Consider the following 16,279-nt stretch of genomic DNA (forward strand, 5'->3'; position numbering starts at 1 on the left):
AGCCCCTACGCGGTAATTTAGATACCCGCATGGGTAAGCTAGATCGTGGCGAGTACCAAGCCATTATTTTGGCAGCGGCTGGTTTAAAGCGCTTAGGACTCGAGAGTCGTATTCGAGCCTTCTTGCCTTACGATCCCTATACCCCGGCTGCTGGTCAAGGCGCTTTAGGTATTGAGACTCTCACTACCCATCCCCACATCAAAGACTGGTTAGCTCCCTTAAATGACATGCCCACGCTCTTGGCAGTGTCTGCCGAGCGGATGGTCTCTCGCCAGTTAGGCGGTTCTTGTGAAGTGCCCTTAGCTGCCCATGCCACTTGGGATCAAAACCAACTGCAAATTCGCTCTTTTGTCGCGAGCACTGATGGCAAAGCCATCTGCCTAGCCCATGGCAAAGGAGTAGTGCAATCACTTGCCGATGCAGAAGCACTAGGTTTGGCTGTTGCCCAAGATTTACTAGGGCAAGGTGCGGCGGAATTGATTCCGAAGCCTCTATAAAATCGCTAGAATTAAACCTATTCATCAACTTTGACTCACCCCAACATCAAGAGGTAGACATGTTCTCCAAAACAATTATTAGCCTAGCTTTTCTGTTCATCATGTTGCTTGGTCTCATCTTGGCGATACGAGATCAGGAGTACGCCCTGTTTGTTATTGGCCTGGGCGGGTATTTTCTGTCTGCTATCACCCCGAGTTTGTGCAAATGTAGCAGAAAATTCAAATCAACAAATTAATAGCTGATGGTATGAGTAATACCAAAAATAAATTTCATTTTTGGCGCTTCATACCCTACTTGCTTGCCAGCATTATTGGGTTTGGTTATGGATTCAAGTTTGGTTACGAAATTAGTGGAACAGGACTTGCTGTTCTGACCGGCATAGTCACTGCACTCATTTGCAATTTCATGATGGAGTATGTGGTGCACAAAATATTTGGCCCACGATAAACACCTCACATATCAATATGAGGTGTTACAAGTAAATCTTTTACTTGTATTTGCTAGTAAGGCGTTTTGCCATTGATGCGATAGTGATAAGGCAAACAATTACCCAAGCTGTTAATAAAATTCCAGTTACATTCATCTCTGTCTCCTCGAATAAAACGCATACTTCGTAAAATAGATACAACGGCTAAATACGATTTTATTTCCTCTTCGGTAAAAGCGTTGTCATGGAAAAAATTGTAGCAATCAATAGCCCAATTTCCAAGAAATATACGAAAGAATAGCCTGTAGCTGGGCCTATGACCCCATCAGGGAGCCAATTTGTGGCGCCAATTGCAACAACAATATCCCGAATGACCCCGCCCATGCCAATTGCAATCCCGGCTGCAGTTGCCTGCACTGCGCCCCATGCCCCTAATGCAAGACCCCTTTGATTGGAAGGTGCCAACTGCATCGTTGCAGTTAAAGTCCCGTGGCTAAATAGACCGCCACCAAAACCAATCAAAAAAGTACCTAGCAAGAACAGTGCCGTCAACGCCAGTGGCGCAGACAACATAATCAATACAAATGCTGGAATACCCACTAATGCGCCAATAGTGGCCATATAGAAGGGATCGGTGCCTTTACCAAGTACACGAGAAGCCCAACTAAATCCGATTAATCCGCCAAGCGCTAGGATGGCAGTGAGCATAGTGGTATCACTCACAGTCATACCTAAAATCTGCCCACCATAAGGCTCAAGCAAAACTTCATTCATACTAAAAGCCATTGTTCCAAATCCAACAGCAACCAACCTTCTCTTGGCGTTGCCACCTTGCGCAAAAGTGCGCCAAGAATCTAAGAACGAAGGCTCTCCAGAAGATTTCTTTTCAACTTGACCTCTCGGCTCTTGTTTCCATAAGGAGATGACATTCAGTAGCAGCGTAATAATCGCTGCAGCTTGAATGACTTGAATTAATTTGCCAGGGCTAAATTCATTTAAAGCCAAACCAAATATCAACGCACTCACAATCATGCCAAGCAGCTGCATGACGTACATCAACCCAACTACTTTAGGCTGATCAACTTCAGGAGCTAGATCTGTCGCTAGAGCCAAGCCTACTGTCTGCGTAATATGAATGCCAGCACCTACCAGCAAAAATGCCAGGCCAGAGGCAGCCCAACCAATCCAAACTGGTGCTTGCGCAGATTGTCCAGCGCCCGATAAAACCAGCAATGCGAACGGCATAATGGATAGTCCGCCAAATTGAACTAGCGTGCCCATCCAGATAAAGGGCACTCTTCGCCAACCAAACGCAGATTTATGGTTATCCGAACGAAAGCCTATGAGGGCTCTAAAAGGGGCAAAGATGATTGGCAATGAAATCATCACCGAAACAATCGAAGCTGGCACATGCAGCTCGACAATCATCACGCGGTTTAAGGTACCCACTAGTAAAACCAATGCCATCCCTGAGGAGGCCTGAAAAAGCGAGAGTCTTAGTAATCTTGATAGAGGTAAGTCATCTGAAGCAGCATCCGCAAAGGGAAGATATCGAGGTCCAAGATTAGACCAGGACTGCATGAGCATTTTTGTCACTCGCTTCATGTAATAAATTCTACCTTAGTGGCCTAGAAATATATATGAAGTAATGCTGGTGGTTTTTATGTAAATGTAGAAACTAAAAAGGCTGGTGTTAAGCCAGCCTTGATAGTGGTCTAAAGCGTTTTACTTTTTAACCGGTGCCGCGGGTGCCGTTGCTACTGCCGCCGTCTTGGCGCCACCCTCTAAGAAACCACTAACCCAAGTTGTATGAGTCAAGATTGCTAAGTGCACACTAAAAGAACCGATTGCCACTGCTGCTAGCATGATCGGAACTCCAACTGTAGGCTTCACTACCGTCCACATTTTTCCGTAAATCATATTGATCTCCCTTTTCCTTATTTAAGCCAAGGCGAATAAATATAAGCAAGCAAATGTGCTAGTGCTGCAATCATCCCAAAAAACTGGGTCCCCTGAATCAGATTCCGATGCAACTCCTCTGATTGTTCCTCCGTCAGGCCGGTAAGGCTCATTTTTCCATCTGACATAGTTTGCGTCTCCCTATAGAAAAGACTAACTAAACGTGCAACCCCGCACGCAGGGTAGTGACCAAAATCACTGTTTCCAATTACTACATGTGTAATCTATTAAATACACTTAAAAATGTCAAGGTTAATGTACATTTTTAAGTTGGAAATAGAAATTTTTATATAAAAATCAATTACTTATATAAATAATTAACTTCTAATTGATTTTTAAATGTTGTAAAAATATATACAAAATTAGTATTTACCCTAATATAAAAATCGGCAAGATTTCTATACCGATAAATGCCTACCCATGGCAATTAGCCATAACTTTGTAACGATGGGGGAAGGACTTGCAGCCGCACTTCGTAAATCTGAAGCTAAGCTGCGTGACTATTCTCTGAAGTAACGATTCGTTGGGCTAAAGCCAACAATGAATATCAAGAAGTCTTGAGATATTTACCAAATGCAAATACTGAGTTTGGACCTAAGCGTGGCTTGGTCTTCTTCAACGCTTTCTTCTTTTGTGGAGCAGCTAAAACTTGAGTAGATGAACTAGGTTTAACGTGGTTAAAGCCTTTTGTACTTTGCTCAATGCTAATGGATGACTTTTGCAATGCCTCAGATAGCGTCATTTGCTGCATTTGAATACTCATGTGCTTATCGAGATCTGACCAAAACATGGAGCCCAAATCCTCACGGGCACTTTCATTTCCACCCATTAGGCATACAACGTCATACAAAGAAATATCATTTGGTTCTTTGCTCAAAGAGTAACCACCACCAGGGCCACGATGACTTCTGATCATCCCAGCAACCCTTAATTGAGAAAAGATAGTCTCTAAATAAGAATGAGACAGCTTGTGCCGATGACACATGAGCGGAATAGAAATGGCACGGCCATGGGCAGTATGGGCTGCAATATCCAATAGGATTTGGAAGGCAATTTTGCTTTTACTGGAGATTCGCATGCTTTCAATATACCTCTAATAGATCCAAAGTTAAACCCCCCACTATTTCAGCAGGGGTTTGTTTAGATCAAAAATCTAGCCAGAGTAAAAAAGGTCATTCCCAATAATATGGTCGCCAAGATACTGTTGGTGACCAAAAATCCAATCGCCCCACCAATAGCTCCAAATAGTTGGGGTGAATGCAGGTTTAATTCAAATAGTTGTGTTGCTGGATCTTTTACAAACAATACATCCGGAAGAACAATCGCAATCAGCGCAGCAGTAGGTGCATAGCGCAAGAACTCATGAACAGTTCTGGGAATGGGAAATTTGGAGCCCGCCAAAAGAAAAGAGCCTCTGCTCAGTATGCTAACTAGCATCAGGCCAAAAAAAGCAATCCATAGGTCCACTGTATTCATACGCTCTTCTTTTGAGATTGTTTATCCACCAGTACTGCAGCCATCACGCCAGCAATCACTGAGCAAACAATCGTTAAGCGATATGGCAGATTGATTGTTAAGACGCAAGTAACAGCCGCGGTTAATGCTGAGATAACAGCAGTCTTATGTTTGATCGCAGGAATGATCAAGGCGATCAATGCGAGAGGTCCAGCAAACCCAAGCCCCCAAGAGCTCGGGATGTAAGACCCACCAAAAATAGCAATTAATGCACCGACCTGCCAAAAAAACCAATGCGCTAAAACCATTCCCATGAAATAGAGCAGCTGAACCTGGCTCCCTTGAGGATTTTCTGGTGATGGAAACTTTTCTATGAATTTCGCAAAACTCATATCGGTGTTTAGACCTCCAATACCCAACCTTTGCCAGAAAGAATAACGTTGGAAGTGAGGCTGAAGGACGGCGCTAAAAATAACAAAGCGAGACATCACAATGAATGCCGTTAGCCAAACAGTCCAAAAAGGATAATCTCCAGCAAGCAATGGCATCACTGCCAACTGTGACGACCCAGCATAGACCAGCATATTGAACCAAAATGTATTTGCCGGGCTAAGTCCAGCGCTGAGCAAACTAATACTCGTGACTAACGACCAAGCAATGATGCCCGGAGATGACTCGAGCATCACTTTGCAGCCCTGAATAAAAGGGGGTTGTTGGAAAAATTTCAAAGGGGTTAATGCTTTTTTAGTGGATTGGATAGTGGCTCAGTCGCGAGTTTCTATTCCCACTCAATCGTTGCAGGTGGCTTGCCACTGATGTCGTACACCACTCGATTGATGCCACGCACTTCATTGATGATGCGATTGGAAACTCTACCTAATAACTCATGAGGTAAATGTGCCCAGTGCGCCGTCATAAAGTCTTGTGTTTGAACTGCTCTGAGCGCAACAACATATTCGTAGGTTCTGCCATCGCCCATCACACCAACCGATTTGACTGGGAGAAAAACTGCAAAGGCCTGACTTGTTAAGTCATACCAAGACTTTTGGCTAATCTCATCAATGGTGTTGCGTAATTCTTCAATAAAGATTGCGTCAGCACGTTGCAAGAGACTTGCAAATTCTTCCTTCACTTCGCCCAATATACGCACACCTAGACCTGGGCCTGGGAATGGATGGCGATAAACCATCTCACGTGGCAAGCCCAATGCCACGCCGAGTTCACGTACTTCATCTTTGAAGAGCTCACGCAATGGCTCTAGCAACTTGAGGCGCATATCCTCTGGCAAGCCACCTACGTTGTGATGGCTCTTAATGGTATGCGCACCCTTTTTACCTTTACCAGCAGACTCAATCACGTCCGGATAAATAGTGCCCTGGGCAAGCCACTTGGCATTCTGAATCTTGCCAGACTCGCTCTGGAAAATTTCTACAAATTCTTTGCCGATGATCTTGCGCTTTGCTTCAGGATCAGAAACGTCTGACAACTTACCCATAAAGGTATCTTTTGCATCTACTCGAATCACTTTGACGCCGAGATTGCGGGCAAACATCTCCATGACCATGTCGCCTTCGTTCAAACGCAATAGACCGTGGTCAACAAACACACAAGTTAATTGATCACCAATCGCACGATGAATCAGAGCGGCAGCAACGCTGGAGTCAACGCCACCTGATAAACCAAGTATGACTTCTTCATCACCTACTTGCTTACGAATGTTCTCAACAGCTTCGCTGATGTAATCACCCATCACCCAGTCAGGCTTGCATTTGCAAATCTCATGCACAAAGCGCTCAATGATTGCAGTACCTTGGATAGTATGCGTAACTTCTGGATGAAATTGGAATGCATAAAAGCGGCGATCTTCATCTGCCATTCCAGCGATAGGACAAGACTCTGTAGAAGCCATCAACTTAAAGGCTGGAGGCATAGTGGTGACAGAGTCACCGTGGCTCATCCATACCTTAAGAATGCCATGTCCTTCGCTAGTAGAAAAATCCTGAATACCTTTGAGCAAATTAGTATGGCCATGAGCACGCACTTCTGAGTAACCGAATTCACGGGCCTTACCTAGTGACTCTGCAGAAGCTACTGCGCCACCCAATTGGGTTGCCATCGTTTGCATGCCATAGCAAATACCCAATACAGGCACACCTAATTCAAAAACAATTTGAGGGGCCCGAGGGCTACCAGCTTCTGTTACCGAGCTTGGACCGCCAGAAAGGATGATTCCTTTACCGCCCTGCTCTTGGATAAATTTGCGAATGAATTCTGGATCACAATCGTAAGGATGGATCTCTGAATACACTCGTGCATCACGCACACGCCTAGCAATTAATTGAGTTACTTGTGAACCAAAGTCGAGAATCAGTATTTTGTCGTGCACGAAAGAAACAGCCTTAATCAATGTGGTAATTGGGCGCTTCCTTGGTGATCTTCACATCATGAACGTGTGACTCGCGTACACCGGCTGAAGTGATTTCCACAAAATTGGCTTTTTCATGTAACTCGTCAATCGTTTTGCAACCGAGGTAACCCATCGAGGAACGAATGCCTCCAGTGAGTTGATGCAAGATTGCGAGAACGCTGCCTTTGTATGGCACTTGACCTTCAATGCCCTCTGGAACGAGCTTCTCTGCATTGGCAACGATATCGTTCTGGAAGTAGCGATCTGCGGAACCATCAGCCATCGCGCCCAAGGAGCCCATGCCACGATAACTCTTGTATGAGCGTCCTTGATACAAGAATACTTCTCCAGGGGCTTCTTCGGTACCAGCAAACATACCACCCATCATGACAGAGCTTGCGCCAGCAGCGAGTGCTTTTGCAACATCACCGGAGTAACGTACGCCACCGTCTGCAATTAATGGAATGCCCGTGCCTTTGAGTGCATTAGCAACATTCACGATCGCTGTGATTTGGGGAACACCAACACCTGCAACAATTCGAGTAGTACAAATTGAGCCAGGGCCAATGCCTACCTTCACACCATCAGCGCCATGATCAGCTAAAGCTTTAGCTGCATCTCCAGTAGCGATATTGCCACCAATCACCTGAACATGAGGGAAAGTTTTCTTGACCCATTTAACGCGATCTAAAACACCTTGACTATGACCGTGCGCAGTATCCACGACGATCACGTCAACGCCTGCACGAACTAAAAGTTCAATGCGCTCATCATTATCTGGACCAACGCCAACCGCCGCACCCACGCGCAGCTTACCTTCGCTGTCTTTGCAAGCATTAGGATGTTCGGTAGCCTTAAGAATATCTTTAACCGTAATTAAGCCGCGTAATTCAAATTTGTCATTGACAACTAAGACGCGCTCTAAACGATGTTGACTCATCAAGCGTTTTGCTTCCTCTAATGAGCAACCCTCTTTAACGGTTACTAAACGCTCACGTGGAGTCATCTTGGTTTTTACTGCAGCATCTAAGTCTTCTTCGAAGCGCAAATCGCGATTGGTAATAATGCCAACCACTTCTTTGCCAACCAATACTGGGAATCCAGAGAAACCATGTTCACGAGAAAGTTGAATTACTTGACGCAGAGTAACTTCTGGCGCAATCGTAATTGGATCACGCAGAACACCAGATTCGTAACGCTTTACTTTTGCCACTTCGCGCGCTTGTTCAGCTGGTGTTAAGTTTTTATGAATGATTCCAATGCCACCTTCGCTGGCCATAGCAATTGCCAAACGACCCTCGGTCACAGTATCCATAGCAGCAGATACGAGCGGTGTATTAAGAGAAATTTCTCGAGTTAACTTACTTGCCAGACTGGCATCTCGAGGGAGTACCGAAGAATAGGCCGGTACGAGGAGCACATCGTCAAAAGTGAGTGCTTTTTGAATGAGTCGCATGCAAAACCCCTAGTCGCAAAAACAGATTATAGCCTCCTAGCCTTTCTTTTAGCTGCGGCAGCCTGGAATTTAGCATCCTGGTTCTGATTGGCCTTCTTGCGCCTAACGCTCTTAGGGTCGATTAATAGAGGGGAATAGAGCTCTAGACGATCCCCCGAGTAAATTGGGCTATCCCAGTCCTTGCGCTTCCCAAAGACCCCAAAACAGCCCTTTCTAGCAAGAGCGGGATCGTCCTGACCGGCTACAATGCCCGCCCTCATTAAAGCCAAACCTACGGTGGGAATCTCACCATCATGCAAAATTAACTGAAAAGGGCGCAGAACTGGTTCACCCTTCCTGGCATCACATAGCAAGAGATCTAGGCTAAGGCTTGCCATCAAGATCCTCCGCCCTTTTCACAAAGCAATCGATGAAGGTCCCGGCAATATGACCAAAAACGGGGCCGATGATCTTATCCAGGATGGCGCTCTTGAATTCCCAGTGGAGCTTAAATTCGACTTTGCAGGCGTCTTCACGCAGGGGAATGAAATTCCACTGCCCTGAAAAATGCTTAAAGGGGCCATCTACAAAGACCATATCGATGGTTTCTGGGCGGTGATTGATATTTCGGGTATGAAAGAACTGATTAATACCCTTGAAATTGATATTGATTTTGGCATCTAGAACGGTCTCAGTCTGTTCAAAAATTTCTACCCCGCCGCACCAAGGCAAAAACTCAGGATACCGAGCCACATCAGTCACTAAGCCATACATTCGGTCGGCTGATTGGCCAATTAAAACGGTCTTGTGGACGTCTGCCATAATCGATCTTGGAAGCTAAATAACTATGAGTATCGTCGATAACAAAAAAGCTTTCTTCGATTATTTTATCGAGGAACGCTTCGAGGCAGGACTTGTTCTGGAAGGCTGGGAAGTCAAAGCCATCCGCGCAGGCCGCGTGCACATTAAAGAAGCGTATGTTGTCATTCGCAAGGCGGAGCTTTTCCTGATCGGCTGCCATATCACCCCCCTGCTTTCAGCATCTACTCATATCGTTCCAGAGAGCACTCGCACCAGAAAACTTCTACTTAATGCCATTGAGATTCGCAAGTTGATTGGCAAGGTCGAGCAAAAGGGCTATACCCTAGTCCCGCTAAACCTCCATTTCTCCAAAGGGAATGTGAAGTGCGAAATTGGACTAGCCAGAGGTAAAAAACAGCATGACAAACGCGCTGCCACCAAAGAGCGGGAATGGGAAGTTCAAAAGGGTCGCATTGCAAGAGGCGATTTAAACGCCTAGTAGGTCAAGAACTGGGGTAGACTGCCCACAGCGTCAATATCTGAGCATATATGCACTTTTATAGTGCAATACAGCACCAAGCAGCTTCAAATCCCCAAATCCAGTTTTTTTAAAGGCATTAGTTTTAGAACTATGAAATTGCCTTTTGATGAAATGCTCGACGCTGCAGGTAAAGCGCGTCCCCACTACCAAATTTTTCATAATTGGTTAAAGCAGCAAAGCGATTCCCTTATGGGTCTGAAGCGTGCTGAGGCAGATCTCATCTTTAGACGAGTGGGCATTACTTTCGCAGTCTACGGTGATGACCTTGGGGCAGAAAGAACTATTCCGTTTGATCAGGTACCCCGTATCTTTACTGCCAAAGAATGGGGGCAACTAGAAGCTGGTTTGCGTCAACGTGTTAAAGCACTCAATCGATTTATCTATGATGTGTATCACGATGAAGAAATCATCAAGGCAGGCATTGTTCCGGCTGAACAAATTTATAACAATGCGCAATACCGTCCAGAAATGCGCAACGTTAGTGTGCCACGCGATATCTACGCACAAATTGCCGGCATTGATATTGTTCGTGCTGGTGAAGGTGAGTTCTATGTATTAGAAGATAACTTGCGTGTTCCATCTGGCGTGTCATACATGGTTGAAGATCGCAAGATGATGATGCGGCTTTTCCCGGATCTCTTTCAAAAATATCGCATTGCTCCTGTTGAGCACTACCCAGATCTTTTATTGGAGTGCTTGAAATCGGTGAAGCCCAACGATATTAAGAAACCAAACGTGGTAGTTCTAACACCAGGGATGTATAACTCTGCATACTTTGAGCACAGCTATCTTGCGCAACAAATGGGGGTTGAACTCGTAGAAGGCAAAGATTTGTTTGTAAAGAACGAACAAGTCTTTATGCGGACAACTCAAGGCCCCGAGAGAGTAGATGTGATCTATCGCCGTGTAGATGATGACTTCTTAGATCCACTTGCGTTCCGCTCCGATTCCACTCTAGGGGTTGCAGGGCTTTTGTCAGCGTATCGCGCTGGGAATGTGACGCTAGCCAATGCAATTGGTACTGGCATTGCTGATGATAAATCGATCTACCCATACGTCCCAGAAATGATTGAGTTTTATCTTGATGAAAAACCGATTCTGAATAATGTACCGACCTTTCAATGTCGTAAGACTGATGATCTTGCCTATACCTTGGCTAATTTAGAAAAGCTCGTTGTAAAACTCACCCATGGTGCAGGCGGATATGGAATGTTAGTTGGACCTGCATCTACTAAAGCTGAGATCGCAGAATTCAGAAAGCATTTAATTGCTAATCCCGATAAATATATTGCCCAACCCACTCTAGCACTCTCCACCTGCCCCACTTTTGTCGAGTCTGGCATTGCCCCAAGGCATATTGATTTGAGACCTTTTGTCCTCTCTGGCAAAACCATCAAGATGGTGCCAGGCGGATTAACTAGGGTTGCCCTCAAAGAAGGTTCTTTGGTTGTGAACTCCTCCCAAGGCGGCGGAACTAAAGATACCTGGGTACTAGAAGCGTAAGAGGGATAAGAAAAACATGTTAAGTCGTACCGCTGATTGTCTCTACTGGATGGCCCGCTATACCGAGCGCGCAGAAAATACTGCCCGCATGCTCGACGTTAATCATCAAACCTCTCTACTGCCACAACCTAAAGAGTTCCTTGAGCAAAGCTGGAAGAAGTTGCTCACTATCTCCAAGCTGGAAGATGCTTTTCTGAGTAAATATGATGTCGTGAATCGTGAGAATGTTTTGGATTTCATGATTTATGAAACTAGCAATCCATCGAGCATTGTTTCTTGCCTTTACGCTGCCCGTGAAAACGCCCGTGTGATTCGCGGCAAAATTACTTCTGAAGTTTGGGAAACCCAAAATACTACTTGGCTAGAGTTACAACGCATTCTGGAGGCAAGACATCAAGCTGACCATAGCAGACTACTTGAGTGGGTAAAACACCGCTGCCACCTTTTCAGAGGGGTGCTGCATGGCACTATGCTAAAAAATGAAGCCTTCTACTTTATTAATGTGGGAACGCTCCTGGAAAGAGCTGACAATACTGGCCGTATTCTAGAAAACAAATATGAAGATCAAGCAGCACTGAAAGTCCTCAACCCCAAGAAAGGCTCTGATGAGGGTACCGATGGTCAGTTCTTTGATTTCTATCACTGGGCTGCACTACTGCGTTCCGTTTCTGCTTTTGAGATTTATCGTCAAATCTATTCTGATCAAGTAAGCCCTCAGCAGGTTGCTGAGCTACTGATTTTCAATAAACAAATGCCACGTTCATTGGTATGTTGTGTCAACGAACTCATTCCCTTGATTTCTGAAGTGAAGAACCAACAATCGAAAGAGATTGAACGTTTATTGGGTAAGCTTAAGGCTAGTCTAGACTTCTCCGATATTGATGAAGTCTTTGAGCAAGGTTTAGAGGAATTCATTGAAGTCTTTCTAGAGCGCATCAACCATATCGCCGATGAGTTTAGTAATGCTTATCTCATCCCATTAGCAACTAACTAAGAGTTAGTAAAACATGCGCTTAAAAATTCGCCATCGTACTGAATACCGCTATGAGACTCCCGTACGTTATTCCATCCAGGAATTACGTCTGACGCCACCATCCATTAAAGGTCAAGAGATTCATAAATGGAAGGTGAGCACACCCATTAAATCTACAAGCTCAATCGATACTTTTGGCAATGTGTGCAACGTATTTGTTCAAGAGAGTCCTTACACCTCAATGATGATTGAAGCTGAGGGGGAAGTGCACACCCAAGATGCTTTTGAGTTTATTGATGATGCAAAGGCGGTTTCGCCCTACTACCTTTTACAGCAAACCCATTTGACCGAACCTACCGAAGAGATGCTGAAATATTTTTCAGCTAGCCTTCCAAAGACAAATTCTGTGGACGAGATCTTAAAACTAGCTGCTGCGGTCCAAAAAACCATTGAATATTCGCCAGGGCAAACAAACTTTGCGACTACTGCTGCTCAATCGTTTGCCATGAAATCAGGTGTATGCCAAGATCATGCCCACATCATGCTCGGACTATGCCGCGCATCTAACATCCCAGCCCGCTATGTCAGTGGATATTTCTTTGCTGAAGAGTCGCCCAATCTTGCGAGCCATGCTTGGATTGACTTTTGTAGTGATATTGATCAGGGTATTTGGGTCAGTGTTGATATCACCCATGCATGTCTGGTGGATTCACGCCATATTCGATTGGCTATTGGCCGCGATTACTACTCTGCAGCACCTGTCAAAGGCGTTCGCTCTGGCGGTGGTGGGGAGGAACTGAGTGCCAGCATCTCCATCCAACAACTAGCCTAGCAGCTCTATCGAGATAATTAAGGGATAATTTCAGCAATGATGAATAAGGGCTAGGGTATGACTTACTGTATTGGACTTTGTTTAAAAGACGGCTTGGTTTTTCTCTCCGATACCCGCACCAATGCTGGTGTAGATCAAATCGGCACCTTCAGAAAAATGAGCATTTTCCAAAAGAATAATGATCGTTTCTTTGTAATGATGAGCGCCGGCAATCTAGCTATTACTCAGTCTGTTAAAGAAATACTGCTACAAGGACAGTTTTTTAAAGGTAAAAATCTCTGGACTGCCAAAAACTCGTACGAAGCAGCAGTGGTTGTGGGCGATGCCATCAAGCAGGTTTATGACCGTGATCATCTTGCCCTTGAAAAAGCTGGTCTTGAATTTAATTGCAATATGATTTTTGGTGGCCAGGTAAAAGGTGAGGCCCCACGTCTATTTAATATTTACTCCGCCGGTAACTTTATTGAGGCTACCCCCGAAACCTGCTACTTCCAGATTGGCGAGTCCAAATATGGCAAACCAATTTTGGATCGCGTACTCAATTTCACTACACCACTAAACCTAGCAACTAAGTGCGCCTTGATTTCTATGGACTCCACCCTGAAAAGTAATATTTCAGTTGGATTGCCTTTGGATATGCTGGTTTATGAAAAAAATTCCCTCAAGGCTACTAAGCTTGTCACCCTGGATGATAGAAACCCCTATTTCGCCATGATTCATCAATCCTGGGGCGAGAAGCTGCGTGAGGCCTTTAATTCGATTCCTGAGCCTAGCTGGAGCGGCGTCAATAAATCGAGCGCTATCTCTATTCCTGCCAAGAAAATAGGGGCTGTGCCAATTAACCATCCACCATCAAAATCGCGCCCAAAGACTACGACCAGCAAAACTGCCAAGAAAGCAGAAATTAAAAAGGTAGTGGCTAAGAAAAAGTAAATTGAGTTGCCCCAATAAAAAAGCCTAGATTCAATCTAGGCTTTTTTACTACTATCAGATACTATAATTGGCTTAGGCTTTTAAACTCTTGCCCAACATTTCCCAGGTCTCGACTACGCTGTCTGGATTCAATGAGATGGAAGTAATGCCCTTCTCTACTAGCCAACGTGCAAAGTCTGGATGATCTGATGGGCCTTGGCCGCATATACCCACGTACTTGTTTTGCTTACGGCAAGCATCAATAGAGCGCGCAATCATAAACTCCACTGCTGGGTCACGCTCATCAAAGTCAATTGCAAGCAATTCCATACCGGAGTCGCGATCCAAGCCCAGGGTAAGCTGAGTCATATCGTTAGAGCCAATCGAGAAGCCATCAAAATACTCGAGAAATTGATCAGCCAAAATGGCGTTCGATGGAATCTCGCACATCATGATGAGGCGCAAGCCATTAACACCACGTTTGAGGCCAAACTTTTCCATCATATCGATCACACGCTTCGCCTGATTGATAGTGCGAACAAATGGAACCATGATCTCAACGTTATCAAGGCCCATATCCTCACGCACGCGCTTCATCGCTGCGCACTCAAGAGCAAAGGCTTCACCAAAATCCTCGGATACATAACGTGATGCGCCACGGAAGCCTAGCATTGGATTTTCTTCATCGGGCTCGTAGCGTGAGCCGCCAATCAACTTCTTGTACTCATTGGACTTAAAGTCTGACAGGCGCACGATCACCGGCTTTGGATAAAAAGCGGCTGCAATCGTTGCTACACCCTCAACTAACTTGTCTTCATAGAACTGGCGCGGGCTAGCATAACCACGAGCCACACTCTCCACTGCGCGCTTGAGATCTCGATCAATATTTGGATACTCCAGAACTGCACGCGGATGAACACCAATGTAGTTGTTAATGATGAACTCCAGACGGGCAAGGCCTACACCTGCATTGGGAATTTGGCAGAAATCAAATGCCAACTGAGGATTACCAATATTCATGGTGATCTTCACTGGAATCTCTGGCAATACGCCGCGAGATACTTCAGTCACTTCAGTCTCGATTAAGCCATCGTAAATATGACCTTCATCACCTTCAGCACAAGAAACCGTCACCATCATGCCATCCTGCAAATGCTCGGTAGCATCACCGCAACCCACAACTGCAGGTACACCTAACTCACGCGCAATAATCGCAGCGTGGCAAGTACGTCCACCACGGTTAGTAACAATGGCAGAGGCGCGCTTCATGACCGGCTCCCAGTTAGGGTCCGTCATATCAGCAACTAATACATCGCCAGGCTGAACGCGATCCATTTCGCTTGGGTCACGAATAATTCTGACGGGGCCAGCACCAATCTTTTGACCGATCGCACGGCCTTTTGCCAATACCTTTGAGCTACCTTTGAGTTTGTAGCGCATCTCGACTTGGCCAGCCGCCTGGCTCTTCACAGTCTCAGGACGGGCTTGCAGAATATAGATACGGCCATCCTGGCCATCTTTACCCCACTCGATATCCATTGGACGACCGTAGTGCTTCTCAATGATCACTGCGTATTTAGCCAACTCGGTGATATCAGCATCTTCCAAAGAAAAACGATTGCGCTTTTCTGGAGTCACATCGACTGTTTGTACTTTCTCAGCAGAGCCCTTAGGTGCAAATTGCATCTGAATGAGTTTAGAACCCAAAGAGCGACGAATGATTGCTTTTTTATCCTGGGCTAAGGTAGTTTTAAATACATAAAACTCATCAGGGTTTACCGCACCCTGAACCACTGTCTCACCCAAACCGTAGCTTGAAGTGATAAAGACTACATCTTCAAAGCCTGATTCAGTATCTAAAGTAAACATCACGCCGGCAGCGCCAAGGTCGGAGCGAACCATGCGCTGAATACCAGCAGATAAGGCTACTTCAGCATGGGCAAAACCCTTGTGCACCCGGTAAGAGATTGCGCGGTCGTTATAAAGAGAGGCAAATACTTCGCGGATCTTCTTTAAAACATCGTCAATACCTTCAACGTTCAAGAATGTTTCTTGTTGTCCAGCAAAAGAAGCATCTGGCAAATCTTCTGCAGTAGCAGATGAACGCACAGCAAATGAACCTTTACCAGAATCATCCAATACGGCAAACCCCTTGCGAATTTCTTCTTCAAGCTTTGGCTGAAATGGTGCAGACTCAATCCAGTTACGGATTTCAGCACCAGCTTCAGCTAATGCGCGTACATCATCAATATTCAAACCTTCTAGACGCTTTTGAATGCGCTCTGTTAGGTTGTTATGCGTTAGAAAATCACGAAATGCCAATGCAGTAGTGGCAAAACCAGTTGGCACTCGCACTCCTGTTGAAGCCAGCTGAGAAATCATCTCACCCAATGAAGCGTTCTTACCGCCGACAGATTCAACATCTGTCATACGAAGTTGCTCAAAAGGCAAAACATAGGCATCTGCCACACTGCTATTTTGTTGCTGTTGGTTGGACATAAAATACTCTCTAAGGATAGGAAAACTGGTCAGGCAG

Annotated in this window: 17 protein-coding genes and 1 pseudogene; 7 read left to right on the forward strand and 11 right to left on the reverse strand. The window is 45.3% G+C overall.

Annotated elements, in window-relative coordinates; translation table 11 throughout:
• Positions 1 to 497 (forward strand): annotated as a pseudogene (locus tag ICN17_RS00005) (hydroxymethylbilane synthase); the annotation flags it as partial.
• Positions 498 to 744: 247 nt separating this feature from the next.
• Positions 745 to 945: a hypothetical protein gene (locus ICN17_RS00010; protein ID WP_216235469.1), complete on the forward strand. Its 201-nt coding sequence runs from the start codon at positions 745 to 747 to the stop codon at positions 943 to 945.
• A gap of 196 nt (positions 946 to 1,141) precedes the next feature.
• On the opposite strand, the gene ICN17_RS00015 is transcribed toward ICN17_RS00010, so the two are convergent.
• The 10 genes from ICN17_RS00015 to ICN17_RS00060 form a co-directional block, all read right to left on the reverse strand.
• Positions 1,142 to 2,530 (reverse strand): PucC family protein, encoded by a 1,389-nt coding sequence (locus ICN17_RS00015; RefSeq protein ID WP_216235470.1) that lies wholly within the window; start codon positions 2,528 to 2,530, stop codon positions 1,142 to 1,144.
• Between the two features lie 120 nt (positions 2,531 to 2,650).
• The gene (locus ICN17_RS00020; protein ID WP_087909596.1) at positions 2,651 to 2,845 is read right to left on the reverse strand and encodes a light-harvesting protein; all 195 of its coding nucleotides are present in this window, start codon (positions 2,843 to 2,845) and stop codon (positions 2,651 to 2,653) included.
• 17 nt (positions 2,846 to 2,862) lie between these two features.
• Entirely contained in the window at positions 2,863 to 3,012 is a 150-nt protein-coding gene (gene pufB / locus ICN17_RS00025; protein WP_087909593.1) for a light-harvesting antenna LH1, beta subunit, read from the reverse strand.
• A gap of 419 nt (positions 3,013 to 3,431) precedes the next feature.
• On the reverse strand, positions 3,432 to 3,962 hold the full coding sequence (locus tag ICN17_RS00030) for an Rrf2 family transcriptional regulator (RefSeq protein WP_216235471.1): 531 nt from the start codon (positions 3,960 to 3,962) through the stop codon (positions 3,432 to 3,434).
• 62 nt (positions 3,963 to 4,024) lie between these two features.
• Positions 4,025 to 4,360, reverse strand: coding sequence for an AzlD domain-containing protein (locus tag ICN17_RS00035; protein WP_216235472.1), 336 nt, complete (start codon positions 4,358 to 4,360; stop codon positions 4,025 to 4,027).
• Positions 4,357 to 5,067 carry an AzlC family ABC transporter permease gene (locus ICN17_RS00040; protein WP_216235475.1) on the reverse strand — a complete coding sequence of 237 codons (711 nt, stop codon included), beginning with the start codon at positions 5,065 to 5,067 and terminating at the stop codon, positions 4,357 to 4,359. Before ICN17_RS00040 ends, ICN17_RS00035 begins: the two co-directional genes overlap by 4 nt.
• 50 nt (positions 5,068 to 5,117) lie before the next feature.
• Positions 5,118 to 6,725: a glutamine-hydrolyzing GMP synthase gene (gene guaA, locus ICN17_RS00045; protein WP_216235476.1), complete on the reverse strand. Its 1,608-nt coding sequence runs from the start codon at positions 6,723 to 6,725 to the stop codon at positions 5,118 to 5,120.
• Positions 6,726 to 6,738: 13 nt separating this feature from the next.
• Positions 6,739 to 8,202, reverse strand: coding sequence for an IMP dehydrogenase (guaB, locus tag ICN17_RS00050; protein ID WP_216235477.1), 1,464 nt, complete (start codon positions 8,200 to 8,202; stop codon positions 6,739 to 6,741).
• 26 nt (positions 8,203 to 8,228) lie between these two features.
• Entirely contained in the window at positions 8,229 to 8,579 is a 351-nt protein-coding gene (locus ICN17_RS00055; RefSeq protein ID WP_216235478.1) for an RnfH family protein, read from the reverse strand.
• Positions 8,566 to 9,003, reverse strand: coding sequence for a type II toxin-antitoxin system RatA family toxin (locus tag ICN17_RS00060; RefSeq protein WP_216235479.1), 438 nt, complete (start codon positions 9,001 to 9,003; stop codon positions 8,566 to 8,568). The genes ICN17_RS00055 and ICN17_RS00060 overlap by 14 nt, the downstream gene beginning before the upstream one ends.
• A 25-nt stretch (positions 9,004 to 9,028) precedes the next feature.
• On the opposite strand from ICN17_RS00060, the gene smpB reads away from it, so the two are divergent.
• From smpB to ICN17_RS00085, 5 genes are all read left to right on the forward strand, one after another.
• The gene (gene smpB / locus ICN17_RS00065) at positions 9,029 to 9,481 is read left to right on the forward strand and encodes an SsrA-binding protein SmpB (RefSeq protein ID WP_216235480.1); all 453 of its coding nucleotides are present in this window, start codon (positions 9,029 to 9,031) and stop codon (positions 9,479 to 9,481) included.
• A 132-nt stretch (positions 9,482 to 9,613) separates the two neighbouring features.
• Positions 9,614 to 11,026 (forward strand): circularly permuted type 2 ATP-grasp protein, encoded by a 1,413-nt coding sequence (locus ICN17_RS00070; RefSeq protein ID WP_216235483.1) that lies wholly within the window; start codon positions 9,614 to 9,616, stop codon positions 11,024 to 11,026.
• Positions 11,027 to 11,042: 16 nt separating this feature from the next.
• Positions 11,043 to 12,020, forward strand: a complete 978-nt coding sequence (locus ICN17_RS00075) for an alpha-E domain-containing protein (RefSeq protein WP_216235485.1) — start codon at positions 11,043 to 11,045, stop codon at positions 12,018 to 12,020.
• A 13-nt stretch (positions 12,021 to 12,033) separates the two neighbouring features.
• Positions 12,034 to 12,831, forward strand: a complete 798-nt coding sequence (locus ICN17_RS00080) for a transglutaminase family protein (RefSeq protein WP_216235487.1) — start codon at positions 12,034 to 12,036, stop codon at positions 12,829 to 12,831.
• Positions 12,832 to 12,888: 57 nt separating this feature from the next.
• Complete coding sequence (locus ICN17_RS00085; protein WP_216235489.1) at positions 12,889 to 13,764, forward strand: peptidase; 876 nt, start codon at positions 12,889 to 12,891, stop codon at positions 13,762 to 13,764.
• Between the two features lie 72 nt (positions 13,765 to 13,836).
• Here the strand turns inward: ICN17_RS00085 and ppsA are convergent, their stop codons facing one another.
• Positions 13,837 to 16,242: a phosphoenolpyruvate synthase gene (gene ppsA, locus ICN17_RS00090; protein WP_216235491.1), complete on the reverse strand. Its 2,406-nt coding sequence runs from the start codon at positions 16,240 to 16,242 to the stop codon at positions 13,837 to 13,839.
• Positions 16,243 to 16,279 lie beyond the last annotated feature (37 nt).

The sequence above is a fragment of the Polynucleobacter sp. 73C-SIWE genome, assembly GCF_018882465.1.
GTDB lineage: Bacteria > Pseudomonadota > Gammaproteobacteria > Burkholderiales > Burkholderiaceae > Polynucleobacter.

What these genes read in the sequence shown, in the direction of transcription:
- ICN17_RS00030 (WP_216235471.1), bottom strand. Translation starts at nt 3,962, where the DNA reads ATGCGAATCTCCAGTAAAAGCAAAATTGCCTTCCAAATCCTATTGGAT.
- ICN17_RS00085 (WP_216235489.1), top strand. Translation starts at nt 12,889, where the DNA reads ATGACTTACTGTATTGGACTTTGTTTAAAAGACGGCTTGGTTTTTCTC.
- guaB (WP_216235477.1), bottom strand. Translation starts at nt 8,202, where the DNA reads ATGCGACTCATTCAAAAAGCACTCACTTTTGACGATGTGCTCCTCGTA.
- ICN17_RS00075 (WP_216235485.1), top strand. Translation starts at nt 11,043, where the DNA reads ATGTTAAGTCGTACCGCTGATTGTCTCTACTGGATGGCCCGCTATACC.
- ICN17_RS00010 (WP_216235469.1), top strand. Translation starts at nt 745, where the DNA reads ATGAGTAATACCAAAAATAAATTTCATTTTTGGCGCTTCATACCCTAC.
- ICN17_RS00055 (WP_216235478.1), bottom strand. Translation starts at nt 8,579, where the DNA reads ATGGCAAGCCTTAGCCTAGATCTCTTGCTATGTGATGCCAGGAAGGGT.
- ICN17_RS00070 (WP_216235483.1), top strand. Translation starts at nt 9,614, where the DNA reads ATGAAATTGCCTTTTGATGAAATGCTCGACGCTGCAGGTAAAGCGCGT.
- smpB (WP_216235480.1), top strand. Translation starts at nt 9,029, where the DNA reads ATGAGTATCGTCGATAACAAAAAAGCTTTCTTCGATTATTTTATCGAG.
- ICN17_RS00060 (WP_216235479.1), bottom strand. Translation starts at nt 9,003, where the DNA reads ATGGCAGACGTCCACAAGACCGTTTTAATTGGCCAATCAGCCGACCGA.
- ICN17_RS00015 (WP_216235470.1), bottom strand. Translation starts at nt 2,530, where the DNA reads ATGAAGCGAGTGACAAAAATGCTCATGCAGTCCTGGTCTAATCTTGGA.
- pufB (WP_087909593.1), bottom strand. Translation starts at nt 3,012, where the DNA reads ATGTCAGATGGAAAAATGAGCCTTACCGGCCTGACGGAGGAACAATCA.
- ppsA (WP_216235491.1), bottom strand. Translation starts at nt 16,242, where the DNA reads ATGTCCAACCAACAGCAACAAAATAGCAGTGTGGCAGATGCCTATGTT.
- ICN17_RS00035 (WP_216235472.1), bottom strand. Translation starts at nt 4,360, where the DNA reads ATGAATACAGTGGACCTATGGATTGCTTTTTTTGGCCTGATGCTAGTT.
- ICN17_RS00080 (WP_216235487.1), top strand. Translation starts at nt 12,034, where the DNA reads ATGCGCTTAAAAATTCGCCATCGTACTGAATACCGCTATGAGACTCCC.
- ICN17_RS00020 (WP_087909596.1), bottom strand. Translation starts at nt 2,845, where the DNA reads ATGATTTACGGAAAAATGTGGACGGTAGTGAAGCCTACAGTTGGAGTT.